At 39.3% G+C, this 19,600-nt stretch carries 15 protein-coding genes and 1 tRNA gene; 7 read left to right on the forward strand and 9 right to left on the reverse strand.

Features of this window, described 5'->3' with window-relative positions; genetic code table 11:
- Positions 1 to 49 precede the first annotated feature (49 nt).
- Positions 50 to 125 (forward strand) — tRNA-His (locus tag BUA60_RS06425).
- 161 nt (positions 126 to 286) lie between these two features.
- Positions 287 to 883 (forward strand): hypothetical protein, encoded by a 597-nt coding sequence (locus tag BUA60_RS06430; RefSeq protein ID WP_072860956.1) that lies wholly within the window; start codon positions 287 to 289, stop codon positions 881 to 883.
- 18 nt (positions 884 to 901) lie between these two features.
- On the opposite strand, the gene recG is transcribed toward BUA60_RS06430, so the two are convergent.
- The 6 genes from recG to BUA60_RS06460 form a co-directional block, all read right to left on the reverse strand.
- Positions 902 to 3,001 carry an ATP-dependent DNA helicase RecG gene (gene recG / locus BUA60_RS06435; RefSeq protein WP_072860957.1) on the reverse strand — a complete coding sequence of 700 codons (2,100 nt, stop codon included), beginning with the start codon at positions 2,999 to 3,001 and terminating at the stop codon, positions 902 to 904.
- A 172-nt stretch (positions 3,002 to 3,173) separates the two neighbouring features.
- Positions 3,174 to 5,732, reverse strand: a complete 2,559-nt coding sequence (locus BUA60_RS06440; RefSeq protein ID WP_072860958.1) for a CHAT domain-containing protein — start codon at positions 5,730 to 5,732, stop codon at positions 3,174 to 3,176.
- Positions 5,733 to 7,685: a PKD domain-containing protein gene (locus BUA60_RS06445; RefSeq protein ID WP_072861581.1), complete on the reverse strand. Its 1,953-nt coding sequence runs from the start codon at positions 7,683 to 7,685 to the stop codon at positions 5,733 to 5,735.
- Positions 7,686 to 7,864: 179 nt separating this feature from the next.
- On the reverse strand, positions 7,865 to 8,887 hold the full coding sequence (locus tag BUA60_RS06450) for a hypothetical protein (RefSeq protein ID WP_072860959.1): 1,023 nt from the start codon (positions 8,885 to 8,887) through the stop codon (positions 7,865 to 7,867).
- A gap of 115 nt (positions 8,888 to 9,002) precedes the next feature.
- Complete coding sequence (locus BUA60_RS06455) at positions 9,003 to 9,569, reverse strand: hypothetical protein (protein ID WP_072860960.1); 567 nt, start codon at positions 9,567 to 9,569, stop codon at positions 9,003 to 9,005.
- A gap of 164 nt (positions 9,570 to 9,733) precedes the next feature.
- Positions 9,734 to 10,750, reverse strand: a complete 1,017-nt coding sequence (locus BUA60_RS06460; RefSeq protein WP_072860961.1) for a hypothetical protein — start codon at positions 10,748 to 10,750, stop codon at positions 9,734 to 9,736.
- Positions 10,751 to 11,062: 312 nt separating this feature from the next.
- Here BUA60_RS06460 and BUA60_RS06465 point away from each other — a divergent pair, with 312 nt between their 5' ends.
- The 5 genes from BUA60_RS06465 to BUA60_RS06485 are packed head-to-tail and all read left to right on the forward strand — an operon-like array spanning position 11,063 to position 16,322.
- Positions 11,063 to 11,644, forward strand: a complete 582-nt coding sequence (locus BUA60_RS06465) for an RNA polymerase sigma factor (protein ID WP_072861582.1) — start codon at positions 11,063 to 11,065, stop codon at positions 11,642 to 11,644.
- Between the two features lie 4 nt (positions 11,645 to 11,648).
- Positions 11,649 to 12,374, forward strand: coding sequence for a hypothetical protein (locus BUA60_RS06470; protein WP_072860962.1), 726 nt, complete (start codon positions 11,649 to 11,651; stop codon positions 12,372 to 12,374).
- Positions 12,375 to 12,427: 53 nt separating this feature from the next.
- Complete coding sequence (locus BUA60_RS06475; protein ID WP_072860963.1) at positions 12,428 to 14,515, forward strand: M1 family metallopeptidase; 2,088 nt, start codon at positions 12,428 to 12,430, stop codon at positions 14,513 to 14,515.
- The gene (locus tag BUA60_RS06480; RefSeq protein ID WP_072860964.1) at positions 14,512 to 15,423 is read left to right on the forward strand and encodes a patatin-like phospholipase family protein; all 912 of its coding nucleotides are present in this window, start codon (positions 14,512 to 14,514) and stop codon (positions 15,421 to 15,423) included. Before BUA60_RS06475 ends, BUA60_RS06480 begins: the two co-directional genes overlap by 4 nt.
- Positions 15,420 to 16,322, forward strand: a complete 903-nt coding sequence (locus BUA60_RS06485) for a patatin-like phospholipase family protein (protein WP_072860965.1) — start codon at positions 15,420 to 15,422, stop codon at positions 16,320 to 16,322. The genes BUA60_RS06480 and BUA60_RS06485 overlap by 4 nt, the downstream gene beginning before the upstream one ends.
- Here the strand turns inward: BUA60_RS06485 and BUA60_RS06490 are convergent, their stop codons facing one another.
- The 3 genes from BUA60_RS06490 to BUA60_RS06500 all read right to left on the reverse strand — a co-directional run bounded on the left by BUA60_RS06490 (position 16,323) and on the right by BUA60_RS06500 (position 19,552).
- Complete coding sequence (locus BUA60_RS06490) at positions 16,323 to 16,841, reverse strand: DUF7935 family protein (protein ID WP_072860966.1); 519 nt, start codon at positions 16,839 to 16,841, stop codon at positions 16,323 to 16,325.
- Positions 16,842 to 17,065: 224 nt separating this feature from the next.
- Entirely contained in the window at positions 17,066 to 17,869 is an 804-nt protein-coding gene (locus BUA60_RS06495; RefSeq protein ID WP_084532516.1) for an OmpA family protein, read from the reverse strand.
- A gap of 102 nt (positions 17,870 to 17,971) precedes the next feature.
- Complete coding sequence (locus tag BUA60_RS06500; RefSeq protein ID WP_072860968.1) at positions 17,972 to 19,552, reverse strand: FMN-binding glutamate synthase family protein; 1,581 nt, start codon at positions 19,550 to 19,552, stop codon at positions 17,972 to 17,974.
- Between the last annotated feature and the right edge of the window lie 48 nt (positions 19,553 to 19,600).

Consider the following 19,600-nt stretch of genomic DNA (forward strand, 5'->3'; position numbering starts at 1 on the left):
TATTTTGTGTGATAGAACTAAAGATTTATCTTTGCCACCGCTTACAAATGGTGGTTGTAGCTCAGCTGGTTAGAGCGCTGGATTGTGGTTCCAGAGGTCGCCGGTTCGAACCCGGTCTTCCACCCAGAAATACAACCCTGTCAGAAATGACAGGGTTTTTTTGTGAATCAATGTTTCGTTTTGGTGGCAACTTCCAAAACATCACAGATTTATTATATTTACTATTACAAATAGAAACGAGCAATCCATAAAAATAGATTGATTGTACACCATAGTAAACCATTATATGTCATTTAGATTATCACTACTTTTTTTTATACTTACCAATGGCCTGTTTTCACAGGTAAATAGCATTGAATGGGAGCCGGATTACTCCTTTAACATTAAGGATTTCCAAGGCGCCAAAACTTCCATTAATGAGGATATAGACAAAGAGTTGGTACATTCAGGTGTTATACTGGATTTTGAATTTCAAATGTCCAACGTTGAGTTTATGTTTACAAAGAACTTCAATTCCAAGGTGAATTGTACCTTTCACAGGGATGCCGCAGTAATAATGGCTTCGGATAGTTTGGCTGCGAAAAGACTAATGGATCTAGTTAAATTTGATTTTGATCTCTCTGAGCTTTATGCCAGAAAGATTAGAAAGGAACTATTCGAAAACAAAAAAACCTTTTCGGATGCCACCTTTTTTCAACCATATTTTGATAAAATGATAGCTGAACGCGACAAGATTAGTTCAAGGGTCTATTCAGAAACTGATTTTGGCAACAATCCGGAAGTATTGAAAAAGGAACATGAAGCGGTAAAAAGCGAACTTAAGGCATATTCCGATTACTGCAAGGTGTGCAAGCCCCCTAAAAACCGTAATAAAACTAATTGACCAATTTTATTGGCAATCTCAACTAATATAATTCCAAATATTTTTGTATTTCACCAGTTGCGTATAGGCATGGAGTATAACCGGATGTTTTTGTAAGCTAATATCTTCCCTCAAAATTTTAAGGGCATGGTACCGCGCTGTCTTAAGAATATCGTTATCCTTTACGATATCGGCTATTTTTAGATTAAGAATTCCACTTTGTTGGGTTCCCATTAAATCCCCCGGACCACGTAGCTTTAAATCCACTTCGGCAATTTGAAATCCGTCATTGGTGCCTACCATAGTTTCCAACCTGATTTTTGAATCCGAGGATAATTTGTGTCCCGTCATCAGAATACAAAAACTTTGATCTGCCCCGCGACCAACCCTGCCCCTTAGTTGGTGAAGTTGGGACAACCCAAAACGTTCGGCGCTCTCAATAATCATTACCGAGGCGTTGGGAACATTTACACCTACCTCAATTACCGTTGTGGCCACCATGATCTGTGTTTCACCCTTGACAAATCGCTCCATTTCATAATCCTTGTCAGCAGGTTTCATTTTACCATGTACAATGGAAATCTGATAATCGGGCATAGGAAAATCCCTTGCTATACTTTCATAACCATCCATAAGGTCTTTATAGTCCAAAGCCTCGGATTCCTGGATCAAGGGATAGACTACGTATACCTGTCGACCCTTTTTTATCTCGTCCCTTATAAATTGGAATACCTTTAAGCGGTTGGAATCGTACCTGTGGACCGTTTTTATGGGTTTTCTACCGGGGGGAAGCTCATCTATGGTAGATATGTCCAAATCGCCGTATAAACTCATTGCCAAGGTTCTGGGAATAGGGGTAGCGGTCATAACCAAAATATGGGGCGGAACATCATTCTTGTGCCATAACTTGGCGCGTTGTGCCACACCAAATCTGTGCTGTTCATCCACAATAGCGAGCCCAAGATTTTTATATGCAACCTTATCCTCTAGCAGGGCATGGGTGCCAATTAATATATGGAGCTCCCCATTTTCCAACTGTTCATGGATTACCTTCCGTGCCGATTTTTTAACAGATCCCGTAAGTAGGGCTATGTTAACACCTATATCTCCAAGTAGCTCCTTTATGCCCATAAAGTGTTGGTTGGCCAGTATTTCCGTAGGGGCCATTAGACAAGCTTGGTAACCGTTGTCTATAGCAAGAAGCATGGTCATAAGTGCCACAATGGTTTTCCCAGACCCCACATCGCCCTGTAATAATCTGTTCATTTGGGCATTGCTGCCCAGATCGGCCCTAATTTCCTTAATAACCCTTTTCTGGGCATTGGTAAGTTCAAATGGCAAATGATGCTCATAAAAGGTTTTAAAAAGGGTTCCGACCTTATCAAAATTAAATCCCTTTATTTTCTGTTTGTGCATTAAATTTTTGGAAATCAGCTGTAGTTGGATATAAAATAATTCTTCAAACTTCAGCCGAAATTGCGCCTTGGCCAATAATTCCTGATTCTTTGGAAAGTGGATATTAAAAAGTGCCTCTCCTTTAGAAATAAGGCTTAATTCAGTAATAAGGCCAGGGGATAGGGTTTCCTTAAACCGGCCCTTGGTCTCCAAAAATAATTGTTGAATAAGTTTGTTGGTCACCCTATTGGTTATCCCCTTGTTGGCCAATTTTTCGGTGGAAGGATAAACGGGTTGCATGTATATTTTTAAGCCCTTTTCATGGTCTTCCCACAATTCCATTTCTGGGTGTGGCATCGAAAAAGAGCCATTGAACCAATTGACCTTTCCGAAAATAACATAAGGAATGTTCAACTTCAGATTTTCCCTGATCCATTTTTGTCCCCGAAACCAGACTAGTTCCATTTCTCCGGTATCATCTATAAATTTGGCTACTAATCGTTTTCCCCTTTTTTGTTCAACGGTTTTAATGTTGACTATCTTCCCAACAATTTGAACATCGGAACTGGTTCGTTGCAGTTGCCCAATTTTATAATATTGCGTTTTATCTATATAGCGATTGGGAAAAAGATTTATTAGATCCTGATAGGTATGTATTCCAAGCTCCGATTGTAAGGTCTCAGCACGGTTGGGACCAACGCCTTTCAGGTAGACAATAGGCGTTTGTAGTACATTGGAATTCATTGGGATATACTTAATTATAAGAAGTCCTATCAACTTTTATTGCAAAGTAAGAAAAGACGACCGGATTTCACGACCCTAAATTTGATCAGACTAAAATAGCAGTTCCCTCAAACAACTGCAAGTATGGGTTTATATTATATGTTCATAAAAGAAAAAGTAAACCATCCATACTTCAATGTAGTTTTTTCCTGAAGCCAAATACTATTGCCAAGAATCCGACAAAAAGTAATGAAGTACCCCACCACCAAAAATTGTTGTTGGTCTTGTCATAGGAATCAAGAGCACCATAATAGGCAAAAGCATTCCAATAATAGGGCGATTTTTTAGAATTAGGTACATTTTCATCCTGTAGGTAAGACAGCTTTGCTGCATGATTTGATGCAAACACGGATGTTGTAGTTGATAAGGATTTGTAAAATCGCGACATTAGTGAGGCTGTGCTCTGGTCGTTTACTTTCCAAAGTGAAAAAAGTACTGAGGAAGCACCTGCATACTGAAAACCACGGGCTACACTGATGGCTCCTTCCCCTTTTTGGAGTTTGCCTATTCCGGTTTCACAGGCGCTTAAAACGATAGTCTTGCCACTCATATCCAAACTGTGTAGTTCGGGTAGATATAGCAGATCATCATAAAATTGTACAAAGGCAGGAATTATAAAGTCACCACTACCGGCGTGGGTGGACAAATGAATTAGGTCATGGTTTTTCGCTTTCTTTATAAAATTGTTTTTAGTGGCCTGGGACTCCATAACCAATTCTGTCGACATTGTGCCCCCGAGTGCTTTTGCTTCTTCTTCGGAATACGATAATTCCTCGGAACTTCCTTTAAAAATGGGGAAAATTCCTAAAACCGATTTTCTTCCGCCGTTGGATTTTGACGTAAGATATTGTTGGGCATTTACCGCATATGCTACTTTTTCGGATACGGCCAAAAAGGGCATTTTGGAAAATGATGTTCCTTCTGTGGGTTCTGTCAAAAGTGATTCAAAAGGAAGAAAGTTAAGTAGTCCATCCGGTATCAACACTAGGTGGTTATTTCTTAGGGCGTACCGCAATTGTAGCACCTCAAATAACTCATGAGCAGATTTTGTAAAGTTGGGAACATCATTATTTATGCCTTCGGGGCTATCAAATAGATGTACGAATTTTAAAATATAAGGGGACAATTCTTCGGTTTCGAGAAGTCGGTACATTCTTATTCCAGAATTGTCTATGGTAAAATGATAGTTGCTTTTTTCACCCAAAAAATAAGATTGAAGTACCGCTTCATCAGATTTCAACTTTTGTTGCAATTCAACTAGATCTAGCTCCGTCCGAAGCATTTTAGGTAAATTGGATCGTACCTTCTTAATTTGCCAGTCAATATCTGCCAATTCGGAAATGAAAGCATCCAATATGTTGCCATCCAGGTTTTTGAATTGCGCCCGTAATAATTGATCGGTAATCTTATCACGTTTGCTTTGGAGGTTTTCCAATGCACTGGCTTTTTCATTATTTTGCCCAATAAGCACCATTTTTTCCATCAATACCGAAGCCTTTCCTTGTTCAGCATAGGCAAAGGCCTTTTCGGCCCAATTTGTATCCTTGCTGTCAGAATAGTGCTTCCAGATTAGGTTCAAACATTTTTCCGTGCGATGCTTTATATCCGCTTGGTGTATAATTTTGGTTTCCTGGGAGGTATAGTCCTGTTGTATTAAATTGGCCACATAAAATGCCAGATCATATGCCCTCAAGGCATCCTTTACAGATTCAGTTGTAGCCGCATAGATATCAAAAATGCGCAGAAAATTACGCTCCGGAAATAAAATGGTTTCATCGGGAAGGTCCTGACCAGAATGGGAGGGAAGCAGTACGGATAATGCCTTGTGCAAGTTGTTTTGGGCTTCAAGGGTATAACCCAATTCCAATAGTAATTCTGACTCTTCCACCAATAAGTTTACCCAGTCCCTTGCGGATACGTTTTCTTTATTCAATAGTGTTGACTTGGCCATTTCAAAATATTCCATGGCTTCTTCAGCTTTAGCTTCCTTGAGCGCTATATAGGCAAGGCTTTTATAGGTGTTAACAAGATCGACCCCCGCCAATACTTGTATTTCGGAAAGCAGTTTTTTTGCCTTTTCAAAATCTCCGGCCCGAAAATACGCGGTAGCTAAATTGTTCTTCAAAACTGCTGCCATACTAGGAGGAATGCCTTTCTTTTTTAAAGTTTCATTGATCAATAAATATGACCTTTCGTATCTAGATGTGGAATTGTATAGGGCAGAAAGCGAGAGTACAGTGTTGAACAACAAGGAATTATCTGCAGTGTCTTTGGCATGGGAAGCGCACTGAATCAACAATTCTTCAGCCTTTAAATAGTCGCCTTGGCGTATATAAATGGCAGCTAAAGGCACTGCTGCATTTTCATAAATATTGTAATCCGATAATTGGTTGGATTTGAAACGATGATAGGCATCTTCATAGTTGTCGATACTTTTGGAAAGATCCCCATATCTTTCGAAATAATATCCAAGATTAGCTCTGGCTATAACCAAGGCAAGCTGTTGATTGGAAGATTTGACGGTTAAGTTGAAATTATCACAATAACCTTCAAGTCTTTGGAGATTTTCAATCGTTGGTTTTGCCACAAGATGGTCCAATTCCTTGTAAAGTTCATCCGCAGAAAGTTGGGCCGAACTCCAGAAGGGAAGCGTCCAAACAATACAGACGAATATTTTTCTAAGGTTTTTCAATTAGAAGCGCCAAAGGGCATAGAGTTGCCAGTAGTTGAAATCTGTTTTATTGTTCATAACATATCGTGCACCTAAACTTGGTCCCAATCTGGAAAATCCTGCTGTAAAATCCAACAATATACCCGTTCTCCAATTGGTGAAGGATTCCTTCTCGGAACTGGTATCGGTCTTGCTATCCATTAAAAACTGGTCCGAATCACCTTCGTAATATTCAACGGTTACATTGTTATGGGTCGTATTGCTCACATTAATATTAGTTTGCACACCTGCACCAATACCAAGGTAATTATTAATATTATATCGAAGTAAAACAGGTACCTCCCAATTCACACTTTTTTGTTCGGTAGCGGTAATGGTGCGCTGTAACTGTATGCTTCCATTTCTTGGATCGTCAACTATTTGGTCCATACTTGTGGTACTTGTGTTGGAATTAAAACTATTGCTAAATTCGGCCTGCCCATAGAAACGGTAAGGTTTGTATGGCGAAACTACGGCACTTAGAAAATAGCTCTGTGCGTTTTCTACCTTGGGATAATAATTATATCCCGCTTTGATCCCGATAGAAATACCTGGTGTAAACCGGGTAGTTGCGTAATTGGTTATAATAGGTTCATTTTTATCAAAAATAATCGCAGTGCGACTCTTTGTTTTCTGCTTGTGGAAGTCTTTTGCAAAACGGATGCTGTATTTTACAAATCCTTTTGTAGAATCTTTTTCCTGTACATTTTTCTGTTCCGTTCCAGGGAGATAAATATTTTTAAAGGTGAAAATAGCCTTGTTCTTCAGAAAAGTGGTATCCAAACAACTGTAACGCACCGGTTCTTTAGGACAAATAGGGCAGGCCGGATATTGATCCTCCAATTTTAAGGTAGACATATCCAACATGTCAGGGATATCCGTTTCCAATCGGATGGTCCTTGCCGGACCCTCCCCATTGTTCTGAAATTTGATTTTGTATTTTAAGGTCTTAAAGCGTACCAAACGGTAGTTCATCAATACCCCGTTCGAGGACATTTTATTGGGATCATGTGAGGTCACGATTTCCATTTCCATATCTTTTACCGTATGGTCACCGTAATTATTATCGGGCACATAAATACCTCTAACGGAAATAATGGCACTGGTATCCTTGATCATTTCGGGAGCGGTACGCATGGTCAAAAATAAGTTTCTTTCTTCGCCAGGCTGCATATTCTCGAATGAAATGGATTTTTGCGAGCGGTAGAGCTGTTTGGCTTCTTCCATACTTAGCGGAAGGTTGGTTTTTTTTGTGGAATCCTGTGGCTGATTGCTATAAGAAAACAATTCATTTTCTATTGAAGTCAAAAAGGTATTTGTAGGATTATGATCCTTATTGTAGACCATTACATCCGTAGGAATCAAAGTTTCACCATGGTGCATCCTAATTTCCGGTTCTAAGAAATTATCGCTCTTAAAAGCAATTTCGTTATAAAACAGATGGATATTCCCTGAAGAGGAGTAGTTGTTAGTGTTCTTGTAGCTTACGATCATGACCATTTCTTCATCTATCATTGGTTCACGATTGCGTTTCAACATAAAATCGTCGGTCATGGTAGCCAGATCGTCTACAGTCTTTGTAATTTCGTTAATGACCACTTCTTTGGGTCTGGTGGCAGGTGGTTTCCCTGTGTCGTAATTGTTGGTTGCCCAGAGTTTTGCCTCATAGCTGCCCGTTTTTTTATAGGTATGTTTTGGGTCCTTTTCGGTACTATAAGTGCCATCCCCAAACTCCCAATAATAGCTATAAAAAGCCTTTGGTGCCCCTGCTATTTGTTGTAATGGTGGGGTATCGGAGAGAAAGGACACCTCATTGCCTTTGGCATCATAGCCAATATTGGCGTAGCGCACTACAGTGTCTTTGGCAACCGGTTCTTGGGCGTGGATAATCGATCCGAAAAATAACAGGAAAAGTAATGTGAGTTGTTTTTGCATTGGAGCGAAATTGGGTTTAACATTTAAAACTCCCATCTACCTAACGTTTTCTATAACTCTTTGGTATATGTTAAAATTCTTTTGTGGGATTAAGCAATTATAGAATGGTGACCGTATTTCGGCCACCATTCTTGAAATATAATTTAAAACCAAATCAACAAATATTGTACACCTTACTATTAAGGCAAATTGTTGATCAAGGCCTTAAGTTGTGCATCCGATGTAGTTGCCGTTTCCGTTAAATTAAAGGTAATTGTGCCGTTGTCCACAATGGTTACGTCTTTTATGGCATATAACCAGTTTCCGTTATCCTCACTAACAAAAATGACATGAGCTTCCAATCCGATAGGTATTTGACCATAGTGCTCCGTAAACAATTCTAGATCTTCATCGTATTTATCCAAAAAGGCCAGGGCATTTGGCTCTCCATCATAAGAGATATAAACAGCACTATTTTCATCATTAAAACCTTCCGGCACATCAACCAATAGTCCTGTTTTTGGTCTGGGATCACTTGCAAAACGATCAACATTGGTCCATCCAAATTCTTGAAAAAAGGTATAATAGGCGTCTCCCTGTGTTATGCCTTTACCGATTTCAATACCAGGCATATTTCCTTCATCATCACGAATTTCATCCCAAATTATATCGTCACATCCCACGGTATTATCGCAATCTTCTCCTATGGTTCCTTTCCACAAGGACATTGCGTTATCGGCACCTCCCGTTAAATCAACAGGAATTATTACCTGCATACTACAACCTAGGTTCAATTGTTCGCCTCCTTGGGTGGCATTGACATAAAATTCTCCGCCGGAAATCATAATTGCTTTCCCTCCATCGGGCATTCTGCCCATTGTTGTTTTATTGGTCAACAACATGTTGCCCCTGTCATAAAGTTCTACAATCTCAACAGCTACCTGGCCAGTAACGGCATTTCCATTTTTTGTTAAACAAGTACCATTAATGCTTATTTGGGTCCCGTTTTCGGTCGTAAAAACTCCGGTTTCTGAGGCGTCGAATTGAAAATTTTGGGTCAATTCTGCCAAGGCATCCGCTTTCAGGCCAGAAAATGCCTGAGGTGTGGCCGCTTGAAACGGAATTCCCTGTTCGTCTGTTTGATCGCCTTCTTCCCTTGAACAACTGGCCAATGTTATAACCGCCATTGCTATTATTCCGAATAATTTTCTAGTATTTTTCATAATTGATTGTTTTAAGATTTGTTTATTTAATGATTATACATCCTTATATAAAGAGGGCTTCAGTTTTGTTACCCCTGATTTCTATTTTTTTTTCGAAAACTGTTTTATAAAGGGTTTATTTAAAGATTATATCAATATAGGGGACACCAAAGTCGATGGCCGGTCCACCGTTTTGATGAAAATTTGAACCTGTAATCGTCATTATACCATATGTATAGGGAAAGCTCATGGTGTTTGTCGTGGCCAAACGTCCAATAGTATTCCCAATATTGTTCCCCCAATTGGTTTGAATTCGTTTTATAGTGTAGGAGGTTCCTGCTACTAGGTTAATGGTAGCAGAAGGTGTGGCATATGAAGTTCCTGTAGACGAGAAAACATGGGAACCGGTGTAAATGGTATTTGTTGTAGTGTTGTCCACTATTTCTATCACATATGGTGTATTGGCTATACCGGGTTGACTTTGGTACCCAATTTCGCATACTTCCTTGGTGGTCGATAGTTCAAAAGTATATTCGTGTATTTCAGTGTCGTACGTTACATTGTCAGAATGCCCGGCAATGATCATATTTAGATAGAGTGTTTGGAAGTCTGAAGTGGAATTGTCGCAGAACACTGTAGGGTCACCGTCATCTGGAGTACAGGACACAATTCCGAGAACTAATATTAGCATCAATTTTTTCATAATAGGTTATTTAAAAAATTATATTATTTATTGTTTTATATTTCTATATCAACAGCCCTTTGCTTTTGTTACCCTATTTATAGAATTAATTTTTTTTCTGTGTATTGCACATAAACAAAGGGATGAGTTAGAGGATATCATCCCTTCATTTTACTATGTTCCTGTTATGGCAAACCGTTTATCATGGCTATCAATTGACTCTCGGTGGTCGTGCTCAAGTCGCTTTCTTCAATAACTATGGTGCCATCTGCAATTATGGTTACTGGGTTTATAGCATATACCCAATTGCCGTTGTCCTCACTAACAAAGATGACATGACACTCTAGACCAATTGGAATAATACCGGTATGCTCAGAAAATAATCCGGTCTCAGAGTCGTAAGCGTCCAAGTTGGCAAGGGAACCTGCTTCCCCATTGTAGGACAGGTACAGGGCACAGTTACCGTTGTCAAAACCTTCAGGTACTGCTGCCCATAACTTGGTCTTAGGTCTAGGGTCGCTCCAAAAACGATCAACGTTGGTCCAACCGAAATTATTAAAGAAGGCCACATATAATGATTGCCCTGCAGCACCCTGACCAATGTCTATACCCGCTCCTAGGCCATCACGCTTTTGCTCTACCCAGGTAACATCGTCGCATCCGGTTTCTATGGCACAATCCATACCTATAAGCCCGTCCCATAAAGTCATTCCAAAATCATCACCTCCAGTAAGTGCCGTTGGAACGAGAACTTGCATGGGGCAAATAAGTTGTAAAGGCTGTCCATTTTGGGTAGCTTCAATAAAGAATTCCCCTCCTGTAACCAAAAGTTCTTTGCCTCCGGTTGGAGAAAGACCCATAGTGGTTTTATTGGTGGCCAGCATAGTGCCTCTGTCAAAAAGTTCTACTACCTCTACATCTACCATACCTGTAACGGCATTGCCATTATTGGCTAAACAGCTTCCGTTGATAGTTATCTCAACACCCTTTTCGGTCGTAAAAGTTCCGGAACCATCAACATCTATTTGAAATGTTTGTGTTAGATTTTCTATGGCTGTAGCTTTAAGATCCGTGAAATCTTGGGGAGAAGCCCGTTCAATTGTTACGTCAAAATCGTTATCTCCATTTTCATCTTTTTGGCAACTTGTCATCAATGCAGCCGTCATTAAAAAAAGTCCTAAAATTTGTTTTGAATTTTTCATGATTATTATTTTTCGTTAAGAATGAATTTTTTGATTGTTCACCCTTATATCAATGTGCTTTGGATTTTGTTACCCCATTGGATTAAAATATTTTCATTTTATTAGGTTCTAATAAGGATGCGAGGAGTTATTTGGTGATACCAAGGGTCCTTCATTATCAATTATTAGCTAATTTCCTAGGACAACATCAGCCAACACCTTTAAGGAGCCAGAAAAAGAATAGCTGGGGTTATGGGGGCTTTATGTAGCCGATATTTTGTTTTACAAGAAAGGAACCCAGAGTTTTCTTATTTTAGGCAAAATTTTCAATTCATGGCAGGATCAAGCATCCATCCCGATCAGAAGTACATAGAGGGTTTATTGATGAATAGTCCGTTGGTGATCAAAAGCATCTACGACAGGTTTGTACCAAAGGTGGTGGGGTATATCACTAAAAATAGCGGTAATGAGGATGCTGCAAAAGATGTTGTCCAGGAGGTTTTGGTTGCAATTTACAAACAAGCCAAACATAAAGGATTAAAATTAACCTGTCCGTTCGATGCCTATTTTTTTCTACTATGTAAACGGAGATGGTTGAACGAAATCAAAAAAAGTTCTTTAAAGGAGGTAACAATAAACGAAGAGGTTGTATCTATTAGTGACGATGCGCTGCAACTGGCGGATGAATTTGATATTGAACAACAAAAGAAGTTGGTGTTCGATCTCATGTTTCAAAAACTAGGGGACGCCTGCAAAGACCTATTAAAAGCAACTTTCGAAATAAAGTCGATGGAGGAAGTAGCTCAAAAACTTGGGGTAACCTATGCTTATGCCCGAAAAAAGAAATCCTTGTGCATAGGAGAGTTGACGCGAATGGTACAGGAATCGTCGGAATATAAAAACCTAAAAGCCTAAAATCATGAACGAATTGGATTTGGAACTATACGAAGCATATCTCGACAACACCCTTGATTCGGAAGCTAAAAAAGCCTTTGAAGCGCGTTTGTTGGATGATACCTCTTTTAAGGAATCTTTTGAAGCTTACAAGGAAACTTCAGTATACCTGTCTGAAAAGTTCTCCGACCAAGAAGACCTAAACGCCTTCGAAAATAATCTCAAAAACCTTAGCGAGGAGCATTTTACCAAAAAAACGTCCTCGGGCTACAAGACTGAAATTTGGAAGTACGCAGCCGCAATTGTCCTGTTGATCACTATTGGAGGTTATTTTCTTATGGATAGAGATCAGCCCCGGTATAATGATTTTGCAACCTATCCCACTATTTCCTTGGTTCAGAGAAGTAGTGGCGACCCAATGGCTAAAAAAGCAGAGAACGCCTTCAACAACAAGTCATTTAAAGAGGCTACCGCTTATTTAAATGAACTTTTGGGCAATGACCCCAACAATCAGGAATTGTTGTTGTATAGAGGAATAGCCCAAATTGAAACCGGGGACTATCAGAACGCCTACAAAGATTTGGACGAAGTGGCCTCTGGCAGCTCGGTTTATAAAAATGAGGCCATATGGCAAAAAGCTTTGGGACTTCTAAAACAAAAGAATTACAATAAATGTAAGCTGGTTTTGGTTGAAATTCCACCATCGGCCGATGAATATAATAAGGCCCAAGCCCTGCTCAAAAAATTATAGTCCTAAAGCCATAATTATTTAAAAAGGCAATACCAAGGCCTTATATTTGAAGTATGAAGCATTCCCTTTTTGTTTTTATTTTTCTGATAACCTTTGTGCATTCTGCCCAGCAACAGGACAAGGTAGATTTTATTCATGGAAAAGTGGATATAAAAATAGATCCCAAAATTGAAACCATCACGGGATCTGTGGCGTATAAATTTAAGGTACTACAAAAAGTGGACACCGTTTTTCTGGATGCCCAAAATTTAAAATTAATAGAGGTCACACTCAACAATAAAAAAGTGAAGGCTACCAACTACGGCAAAAAAATAGTGGTCCATAAACGTTTAAAGGCCAATAAAACCTATACTTTGGATATCACCTATGCTGCCCTTCCCAAACAGACCGTATATTTTTTAGGATGGAAGGATGACGTACTTGGCAACGAGCAGATCTGGACCCAAGGTCAAGGAAAATATACCAGTCACTGGCTTCCCAGTTTTGATGATATGACCGAAAAGGTGGAGTATGATCTGGATATCAGTTTTGATAAGTCATACGAAGTCATAGCCAATGGTGCCCTGGTTACGACCAAAGAATTGGACGGATTGAAAAAATGGAGTTTTAATATGGACAGTCCAATGAGCAGCTATTTGTTGGCTTTTGCCATTGGGGATTACCGTAAAAAAGAAGTGGAATCAAGTACCGGGATTCCCATTAGCCTTTATTTCTACCCCAGTGATAGTACAATGGTGGAACCTACCTATAGATATACTACCGCTATTTTCAACTTTTTGGAAAAAGAGATAGGAGTGCCCTACCCGTGGCAGAATTATAAGCAGGTACCGGTTAGGGATTTTTTATACGCAGGTATGGAAAATACGGGAATCACAATTTTTTCGGATTCCTTTGTTATGGATTCCATTGCTTTTAAGGATCGAAACTATGTAAATGTAAACGCCCATGAAATGGCACACCAGTGGTTTGGTGATTTGGTTACCGAAGTGGATGGCAGTAGCCACTGGCTTCACGAAGGCTTTGCCACCTATTATGCCTTGTTGGCCGAGAGAGCGCTTTTTGGTAATGAATATTATTACTGGAAATTATACGAATCGGCAATCCATTTACAGGATTTGACCCAAGAGGATAGGGGAGAGGCCCTAATTGATCCCAAAGCCAGTAGCCTTACTTTTTATGAAAAGGGAGCATGGGCGTTGCATATGTTGAGGGAACAATTGGGGGAGGAATATTTTAGACAGGGAATCCAACAATATTTAAAAACGTACGGATATAGAAATGCAACTGTGGATGACTTTATCAGGATTATGGAGTTGGTCAGTGATACTGATTTGGATGCGTTCCGGAATCGATGGTTGGAGGATAAGGAATTTCCTTTTGGTGAGGCTAAAACAAGTTTGGTTCGTGAATCAGAGGATTTGAGGAATTTCTTCGGGCTGCAAAAGGAATTAATGACAAGTAGTACAGACAATGAATCCATAATAAAAAGGTATTGGGGAAACACAAAATCCGACCAATTAAAATCCCAAATTATCAAGACCTATTATAAATCACTATCCGACGATTTTATAAGTGAGGCAATAAGGAGCAATAACGTTAGGGTCCGTCAAGCCATAGCACTTGCAGTAGGACAGATCCCCTTGGATCTAAAATCTGAATTTGAATTCCTTTTGGAAGATGCAAGTTATATTACCAAAGAGGCGATGCTTTACAAGCTATGGATAAATTACCCTGGCGACAGGGTCAATTATTTGAACAAGACCCAAGGCATCATAGGCTTTTCCAATAAGAATATTCGCTTATTATGGCTCTCCTTGGCCTTGCTGACCAAGGATTACGAACCCAATAATACCAACGAGTATTATCTGGAATTGAGTGAATATACCTCGCCAATATACCCAACTGAAGTTCGGCAAGGGGCATTTCAATTCTTGGAGCAATTGATAGGTTTGTCAGACAACAATTTGTTGGACCTTGTAAATGCAAGCCAGCATCATTCATGGCAGTTTAGAAAATATGCCCGTTCATTATTGGACCAACTTTTGAAAAAAAAGGAATATAGGGATAGAATAGATAGACTGAGCGTAAAATTTAATGAGGAGGAATTGCGTTATATTAGCAACAAACTGATTTCAGAATGAGAGCAATGGTAATTTCTGGTGGTGGTAGCAAGGGCGCATTTGCCGGAGGCGTGGCCCAATATCTGATGCAGGAATTGAACCATAATTACGATTTGTTTTTAGGTACTTCCACCGGAAGTCTTTTGATTTCCCATCTCGCGCTGCAAAAAATTGAAAAGATCAGAGAGGTGTACACTTCTGTGGATCAACATGATATTTTTAGCAATTGTCCCTTTGTGATTAAAAAGAAATATGGCATAGAGACTATCGGGATCCATCATATAAATGTGATGAAAAATTTTTTCAAAGGTAGCAAGACTTTTGGAGAAAGTCATAATTTACTTCGATTGATCAAGAATACGATTTCCATGGAGGAATTTGAGCATTTAAAAAATGGTCCCTTGGATATTGTGGTAACGGTTTCCAACTTATCATTAAACCAAGTAGAGTATAAATCCATCAATGATTGTACCTATGAGGAATTTTGTGAATGGATATGGGTTTCCTGTAATTATACCCCATTTATGACATTGGTTAAGAAAAATGGATGTGAGTATGCCGATGGTGGATTGGGCAGTATGGTTCCGATTGAAGAGGCCATTAGGAGAGGAGCCAAGGTAGTGGATGCCATAATTTTGCAAACAGAGGTTACCCAATTAAATAGAATGCCCTCAAAGAATGTATTTTCATTACTTACCAGTATGTTTGCCTTTATGTTGGATAGAATAGAACAACAAAATATAAGGATAGGCAAGTTTGTAGCCAACCATAACAATGCAATTATCAACTTCTATTATACGCCCACTGTCCTTACCACCAACTCCCTTATATTTGAAAAGGAAAAAATGACGGTTTGGTGGGAAAGTGGATTTAATTTCGCCAAGCATAAAAACTCTGAAACCAACCTTATAGAGACTGGGATTTTATGAAAGCACTTGTAATTAGTGGGGGAGGAAGTAAAGGAGCATTTGCAGGTGGAGTGGCTCAATACCTCATGGAAATTGAAAAACGGGAATACGACATTTTGGTAGGTACCTCCACGGGCAGTCTCTTAATTCCACAATTGGCATTAAACCAAATAGATAAACTACATAATATTTATACCAACGTTAGCCAACGTTCCATATTTAGCCTTAATCCATTTGTAGTTCGGAAAAAGGGTGATAGGGAATATGTCTCCATAAACTTTCTAAATACCTTTCTCCAATTTGTGAAGAGCAAGCGTACTTTTGGGGAAAGCAAGGCTTTGAGACGGACTATTAGAAAGAATTTTAGTGAAGCTGAATTCCGAAGGTTAAAAAAAGGAAAAAAAGATATAGTGGTAACAGTTTCCAACCTTTCCAAAAACCGGATCGAATATAAATCCATTATGGATTTTTCCTATGATGAATTCTGTGATTGGATCTGGATCTCTTGCAACTACATTCCTTTTATGTCCTTGGTGAAAAAAGACGGATTTGAATATGGTGACGGTGGCCTTGGATGCGTTGTTCCCATTAGGGAGGCCATTAGACGTGGGGCTACGGAAATTGATGCCATTATCCTAGAGTCCGAAAATATGGAACACAACAAGGTTTTGGGCAAAAACCCATTTTCACTTATGCTGAGTATTTATGGTTTTGTTTTGGACCAGATTGAATACCACGACATTTCAGAAGGGGTATTGGCAGCAAAACATAATGGGGTGCAATTAAATTTATATTACACCCCTACTAAATTAACCGAAAACTCCTTGGTTTTCAATAAGAAACTGATGTCACTATGGTGGCAACAAGGGTATAAGTACGCTGAGGAAAAATTTTCTAGCGCAGATCAAGGTAACCTATAGTTACCATAGTTCTCCTATTTCCTTCTTAACAAAGGACAAAGCTGTTGCCGAAGGAGAACTTTTTTCCATGGTTTCATTTAGAATATCCTCGCGGAGTTTGTCCGCCGAATCCGATTCGCTCATACCCGCCTTCCTAATCATTTGAATGGTAGCACTTTTTGCTGCCTTAATTATATTCCAACATTCATCCGTCATGTAGATTTGTTGGGATAGATTATGCTCAAACTCATTTTCAATACTTTTGATCAGCAAATTTTCATAATCGTTTTTGTTGCTGTTTTTTGGTCCTACCCTTACCACCAAGCTGGGAATTGCAATTCGCTCTAGGAAAAGGGCCATTCTTTCGTATGCTTGTAATCGAATGGGCAATGTATTTTTTTGACTGTCTTTGTGCAGTAGGTAGCGTCTTCTTCCTTCTTCGTTTCTGGTATGTAGTCTAAAAAAATAAAAGGCGACCACTCCGGTTACTACAGCGGGTAACAAATAGGCAAATAGTTGAAAAATTTCATCTCCACTCATTTTGTATTGGTATTTTTTGGTTTGTTGATTAATTAACGGCTTATTCCCTCAAAAATTATGGTGGGTTTCAATTTTTTTACCCGTCCCAACCATATTCTAGGTCAATCTAACCCAGGTCCAAAAAAAAAGCGCCATAAAGCGCTTTTTAAGTTTCGATGACTATTTCATCTGTTTTAATTTAATACACCAGACATCCTATAGATGGTTGCATAAATTAAATCTTCTTATTTCATGCTCTCTTTTACCAGTTTGAAGAATTCGTAAAATCTTGGTTGTACAATGATTTCGGTAGCAGTTTCTATACTATAAAGTCCTAATTCCGATTTCCCGGTGGCTACAATACGCTTTGGCTCTATTTGATATTTGCTTTCCAAGATCCGGGCTATAGCAGCAGCTTGTTGCGTACCAATCTCCCAATTATTCAATTTGTTGTCTTTGGATTCTACCAAGTTGCTATTGCTTACAATTTGAATGTCCATTGTTGGGTTGGCCTTTAAAACACTTCCAATCTTTGCAATAATGGCCTCGGCCTTGTCCTGTACCTTATAATTCTTGGAGTTCTCCCCAAATATATAACTGTTGTCCATCACAACCGCTACGGCTCCATTGCTAACAGTTATCTTGGGGTCACTACCCAATGTTTGTTTAAATTGGGTAAAAACAGCTAGGGTAATAGAGTCATGGCTGCTTAGTGCATCATTGATAACCCTTAATTGCGCTTCCTTTTGAACAAGGCTTTCCAGGGTACTATTTATATGGTCGGATCTCTTATTGGAGGCTTCCGTAAAACTGTTCAAGTTTTTTAATAGATTCGCATTGGTTTCCTTAAGTTCATTTACCTGTGCTTCGTACGACTCTACTTTGGCAGAAGCAATTCTTTCTTCGCGTTTGGATTCCGACAGGGCCGTTTCGGTCTCCCTTAGCTTCGATCTTAGGTCATCTACTTCCAGGATAAGATCCTTTTTGCTTTGTGCCTGTGAAATGGATATGTACATTAAAAAAACTAAAATGGTAAAAATTCTTTTCATAGATAAAATTTGTTTATTTGAATATTCGGGTAATTCTAATTGGTTGCGTTACTGCAAGGATATACAATTTGATTTTAGGTGCAAAATTAATATTATATTTGATTAAGGGCCAATCTTATTTTTCATATACTCATTGCCTCCCAAATATGGGCAATTATAAAGATCCTGTATTCCAGAAAAAGGTACTACCGCCTTATTATAGCCATAAGTAGAGGATAACGAACTGTTCAAATCATTGTCATCCACATTTACCTGTATATCATCCATAGTAAACTGACAGGGATGTTCATAACCAGCGGCATGCGTTATTTCCAGGAATTCCTTTCTAAAGGTTTTGAAATATTGTGATAATCTATCAGATTTCAGAGGAACATTTATTCCGCCCTGTAACCATTTACTTTGGGTAGCTATTCCGGTCGGACATCTGTTGGTATGGCATACTTGGGCCTGGATACAACCAATGCTCATCATGGCTTCCCTAGCTACATTTATACAATCTACACCCATGGCAAATGCCATAGCCGCTTTTGCAGGGAAACCCAATTTTCCACTTCCAATGAACACTATTCTTTCTGTTAGATCGTAGTTTTTAAACAATTTATAAAGACTGGAAAATCCGTATACCCAAGGCAAGGATACATGGTCGGCAAAACTTGGAGGGGCAGCTCCCGTTCCTCCTTCACCTCCATCAACAGTTATAAAATCAGGTCCCTTTCCAGTTTCTATCATCAATTTGGCCAATTCCTCCCACTGATCCAATTTGCCAATGGCTCCTTTTATGCCGACTGGCAGGCCTGTTTGTTCGGCGATATCTTCAATTAACTGCATTAGTTCCGGTACGGAATTAAAAGCGGAATGGGTAGCTGGTGACAATACATCCTTGCCCATAACAACGCCCCTTATTTCGCTGATTTCATGGGTTATCTTTGCGGCTGGCAATACCCCTCCCTTACCTGGTTTTGCACCCTGTGAAATTTTAATTTCAATGGCCTTGATGCAAGGGTTGTCCAAAACCAGTTGCTTCATTTTATCCATAGAAAAATTACCATCTTCACTTCGTACACCAAAGTATCCAGTTCCAAAATGAAATATAACATCCCCACCTTGTTTATGATAGGGGGAAAGTCCACCTTCACCTGTATTCTGATAAGCTCCCGATTTTCTTACTCCATTGTTCATGGCATCTACCGCAGCAGCGGATAAGGACCCAAAACTCATGGCGGAGACATTGATTACGGATGCAGGCCTATAGGGCTTTTTACGTTTGTTGTAAGATCCAATGATTTTGGCACAGGGTAAAAAACAAGGATCGGTTATGTTAGGGTGACTTCCAGGAAGTTTATAAGCCATCATTTGGTTCTTGACAAAAATATGTTGATGTGCATAAATGTCCCTGTCCGTTCCAAAGCCTTCGTAATTGTTTTCCTTTTTCGCCGAGGCGTAGATCCAACCTCTTTCTATACGGTTAAAAGGAAGTTCTTCCCTATTGTTGGCAACAAAGTATTGTCTCATCTCAGGGCCAATACTCTCTAGCCAATACCTTAAATGTCCTACTATAGGGAAGTTATGTGAAATGGTGTGATTTTTCTGTACAAAGATATCCCTTATAGCTACCAAAGCTAAAAACACTATTACCCATGCCCACCATGGTAGGCTAGCTAGGGTGTTTAACATTGAATCCATTTTCTAAATTATTTTTTTAATGATGACTTGAACGATTTTAGGAATAAT

The organism is Arenibacter palladensis, assembly GCF_900129275.1.
In the GTDB taxonomy this organism is placed as follows: domain Bacteria; phylum Bacteroidota; class Bacteroidia; order Flavobacteriales; family Flavobacteriaceae; genus Arenibacter; species Arenibacter palladensis.

Coding starts and splice junctions, on each gene's coding strand:
- BUA60_RS06485 (WP_072860965.1), top strand. CDS start 15,420: ATGAAAGCACTTGTAATTAGTGGGGGAGGAAGTAAAGGAGCATTTGCA.
- BUA60_RS06470 (WP_072860962.1), top strand. CDS start 11,649: ATGAACGAATTGGATTTGGAACTATACGAAGCATATCTCGACAACACC.
- BUA60_RS06475 (WP_072860963.1), top strand. CDS start 12,428: ATGAAGCATTCCCTTTTTGTTTTTATTTTTCTGATAACCTTTGTGCAT.
- BUA60_RS06430 (WP_072860956.1), top strand. CDS start 287: ATGTCATTTAGATTATCACTACTTTTTTTTATACTTACCAATGGCCTG.
- BUA60_RS06455 (WP_072860960.1), bottom strand. CDS start 9,569: ATGAAAAAATTGATGCTAATATTAGTTCTCGGAATTGTGTCCTGTACT.
- BUA60_RS06495 (WP_084532516.1), bottom strand. CDS start 17,869: ATGAAAAGAATTTTTACCATTTTAGTTTTTTTAATGTACATATCCATT.
- BUA60_RS06460 (WP_072860961.1), bottom strand. CDS start 10,750: ATGAAAAATTCAAAACAAATTTTAGGACTTTTTTTAATGACGGCTGCA.
- recG (WP_072860957.1), bottom strand. CDS start 3,001: ATGAATTCCAATGTACTACAAACGCCTATTGTCTACCTGAAAGGCGTT.
- BUA60_RS06465 (WP_072861582.1), top strand. CDS start 11,063: ATGGCAGGATCAAGCATCCATCCCGATCAGAAGTACATAGAGGGTTTA.
- BUA60_RS06450 (WP_072860959.1), bottom strand. CDS start 8,887: ATGAAAAATACTAGAAAATTATTCGGAATAATAGCAATGGCGGTTATA.
- BUA60_RS06445 (WP_072861581.1), bottom strand. CDS start 7,685: ATGCAAAAACAACTCACATTACTTTTCCTGTTATTTTTCGGATCGATT.
- BUA60_RS06490 (WP_072860966.1), bottom strand. CDS start 16,841: ATGAGTGGAGATGAAATTTTTCAACTATTTGCCTATTTGTTACCCGCT.
- BUA60_RS06480 (WP_072860964.1), top strand. CDS start 14,512: ATGAGAGCAATGGTAATTTCTGGTGGTGGTAGCAAGGGCGCATTTGCC.
- BUA60_RS06500 (WP_072860968.1), bottom strand. CDS start 19,552: ATGGATTCAATGTTAAACACCCTAGCTAGCCTACCATGGTGGGCATGG.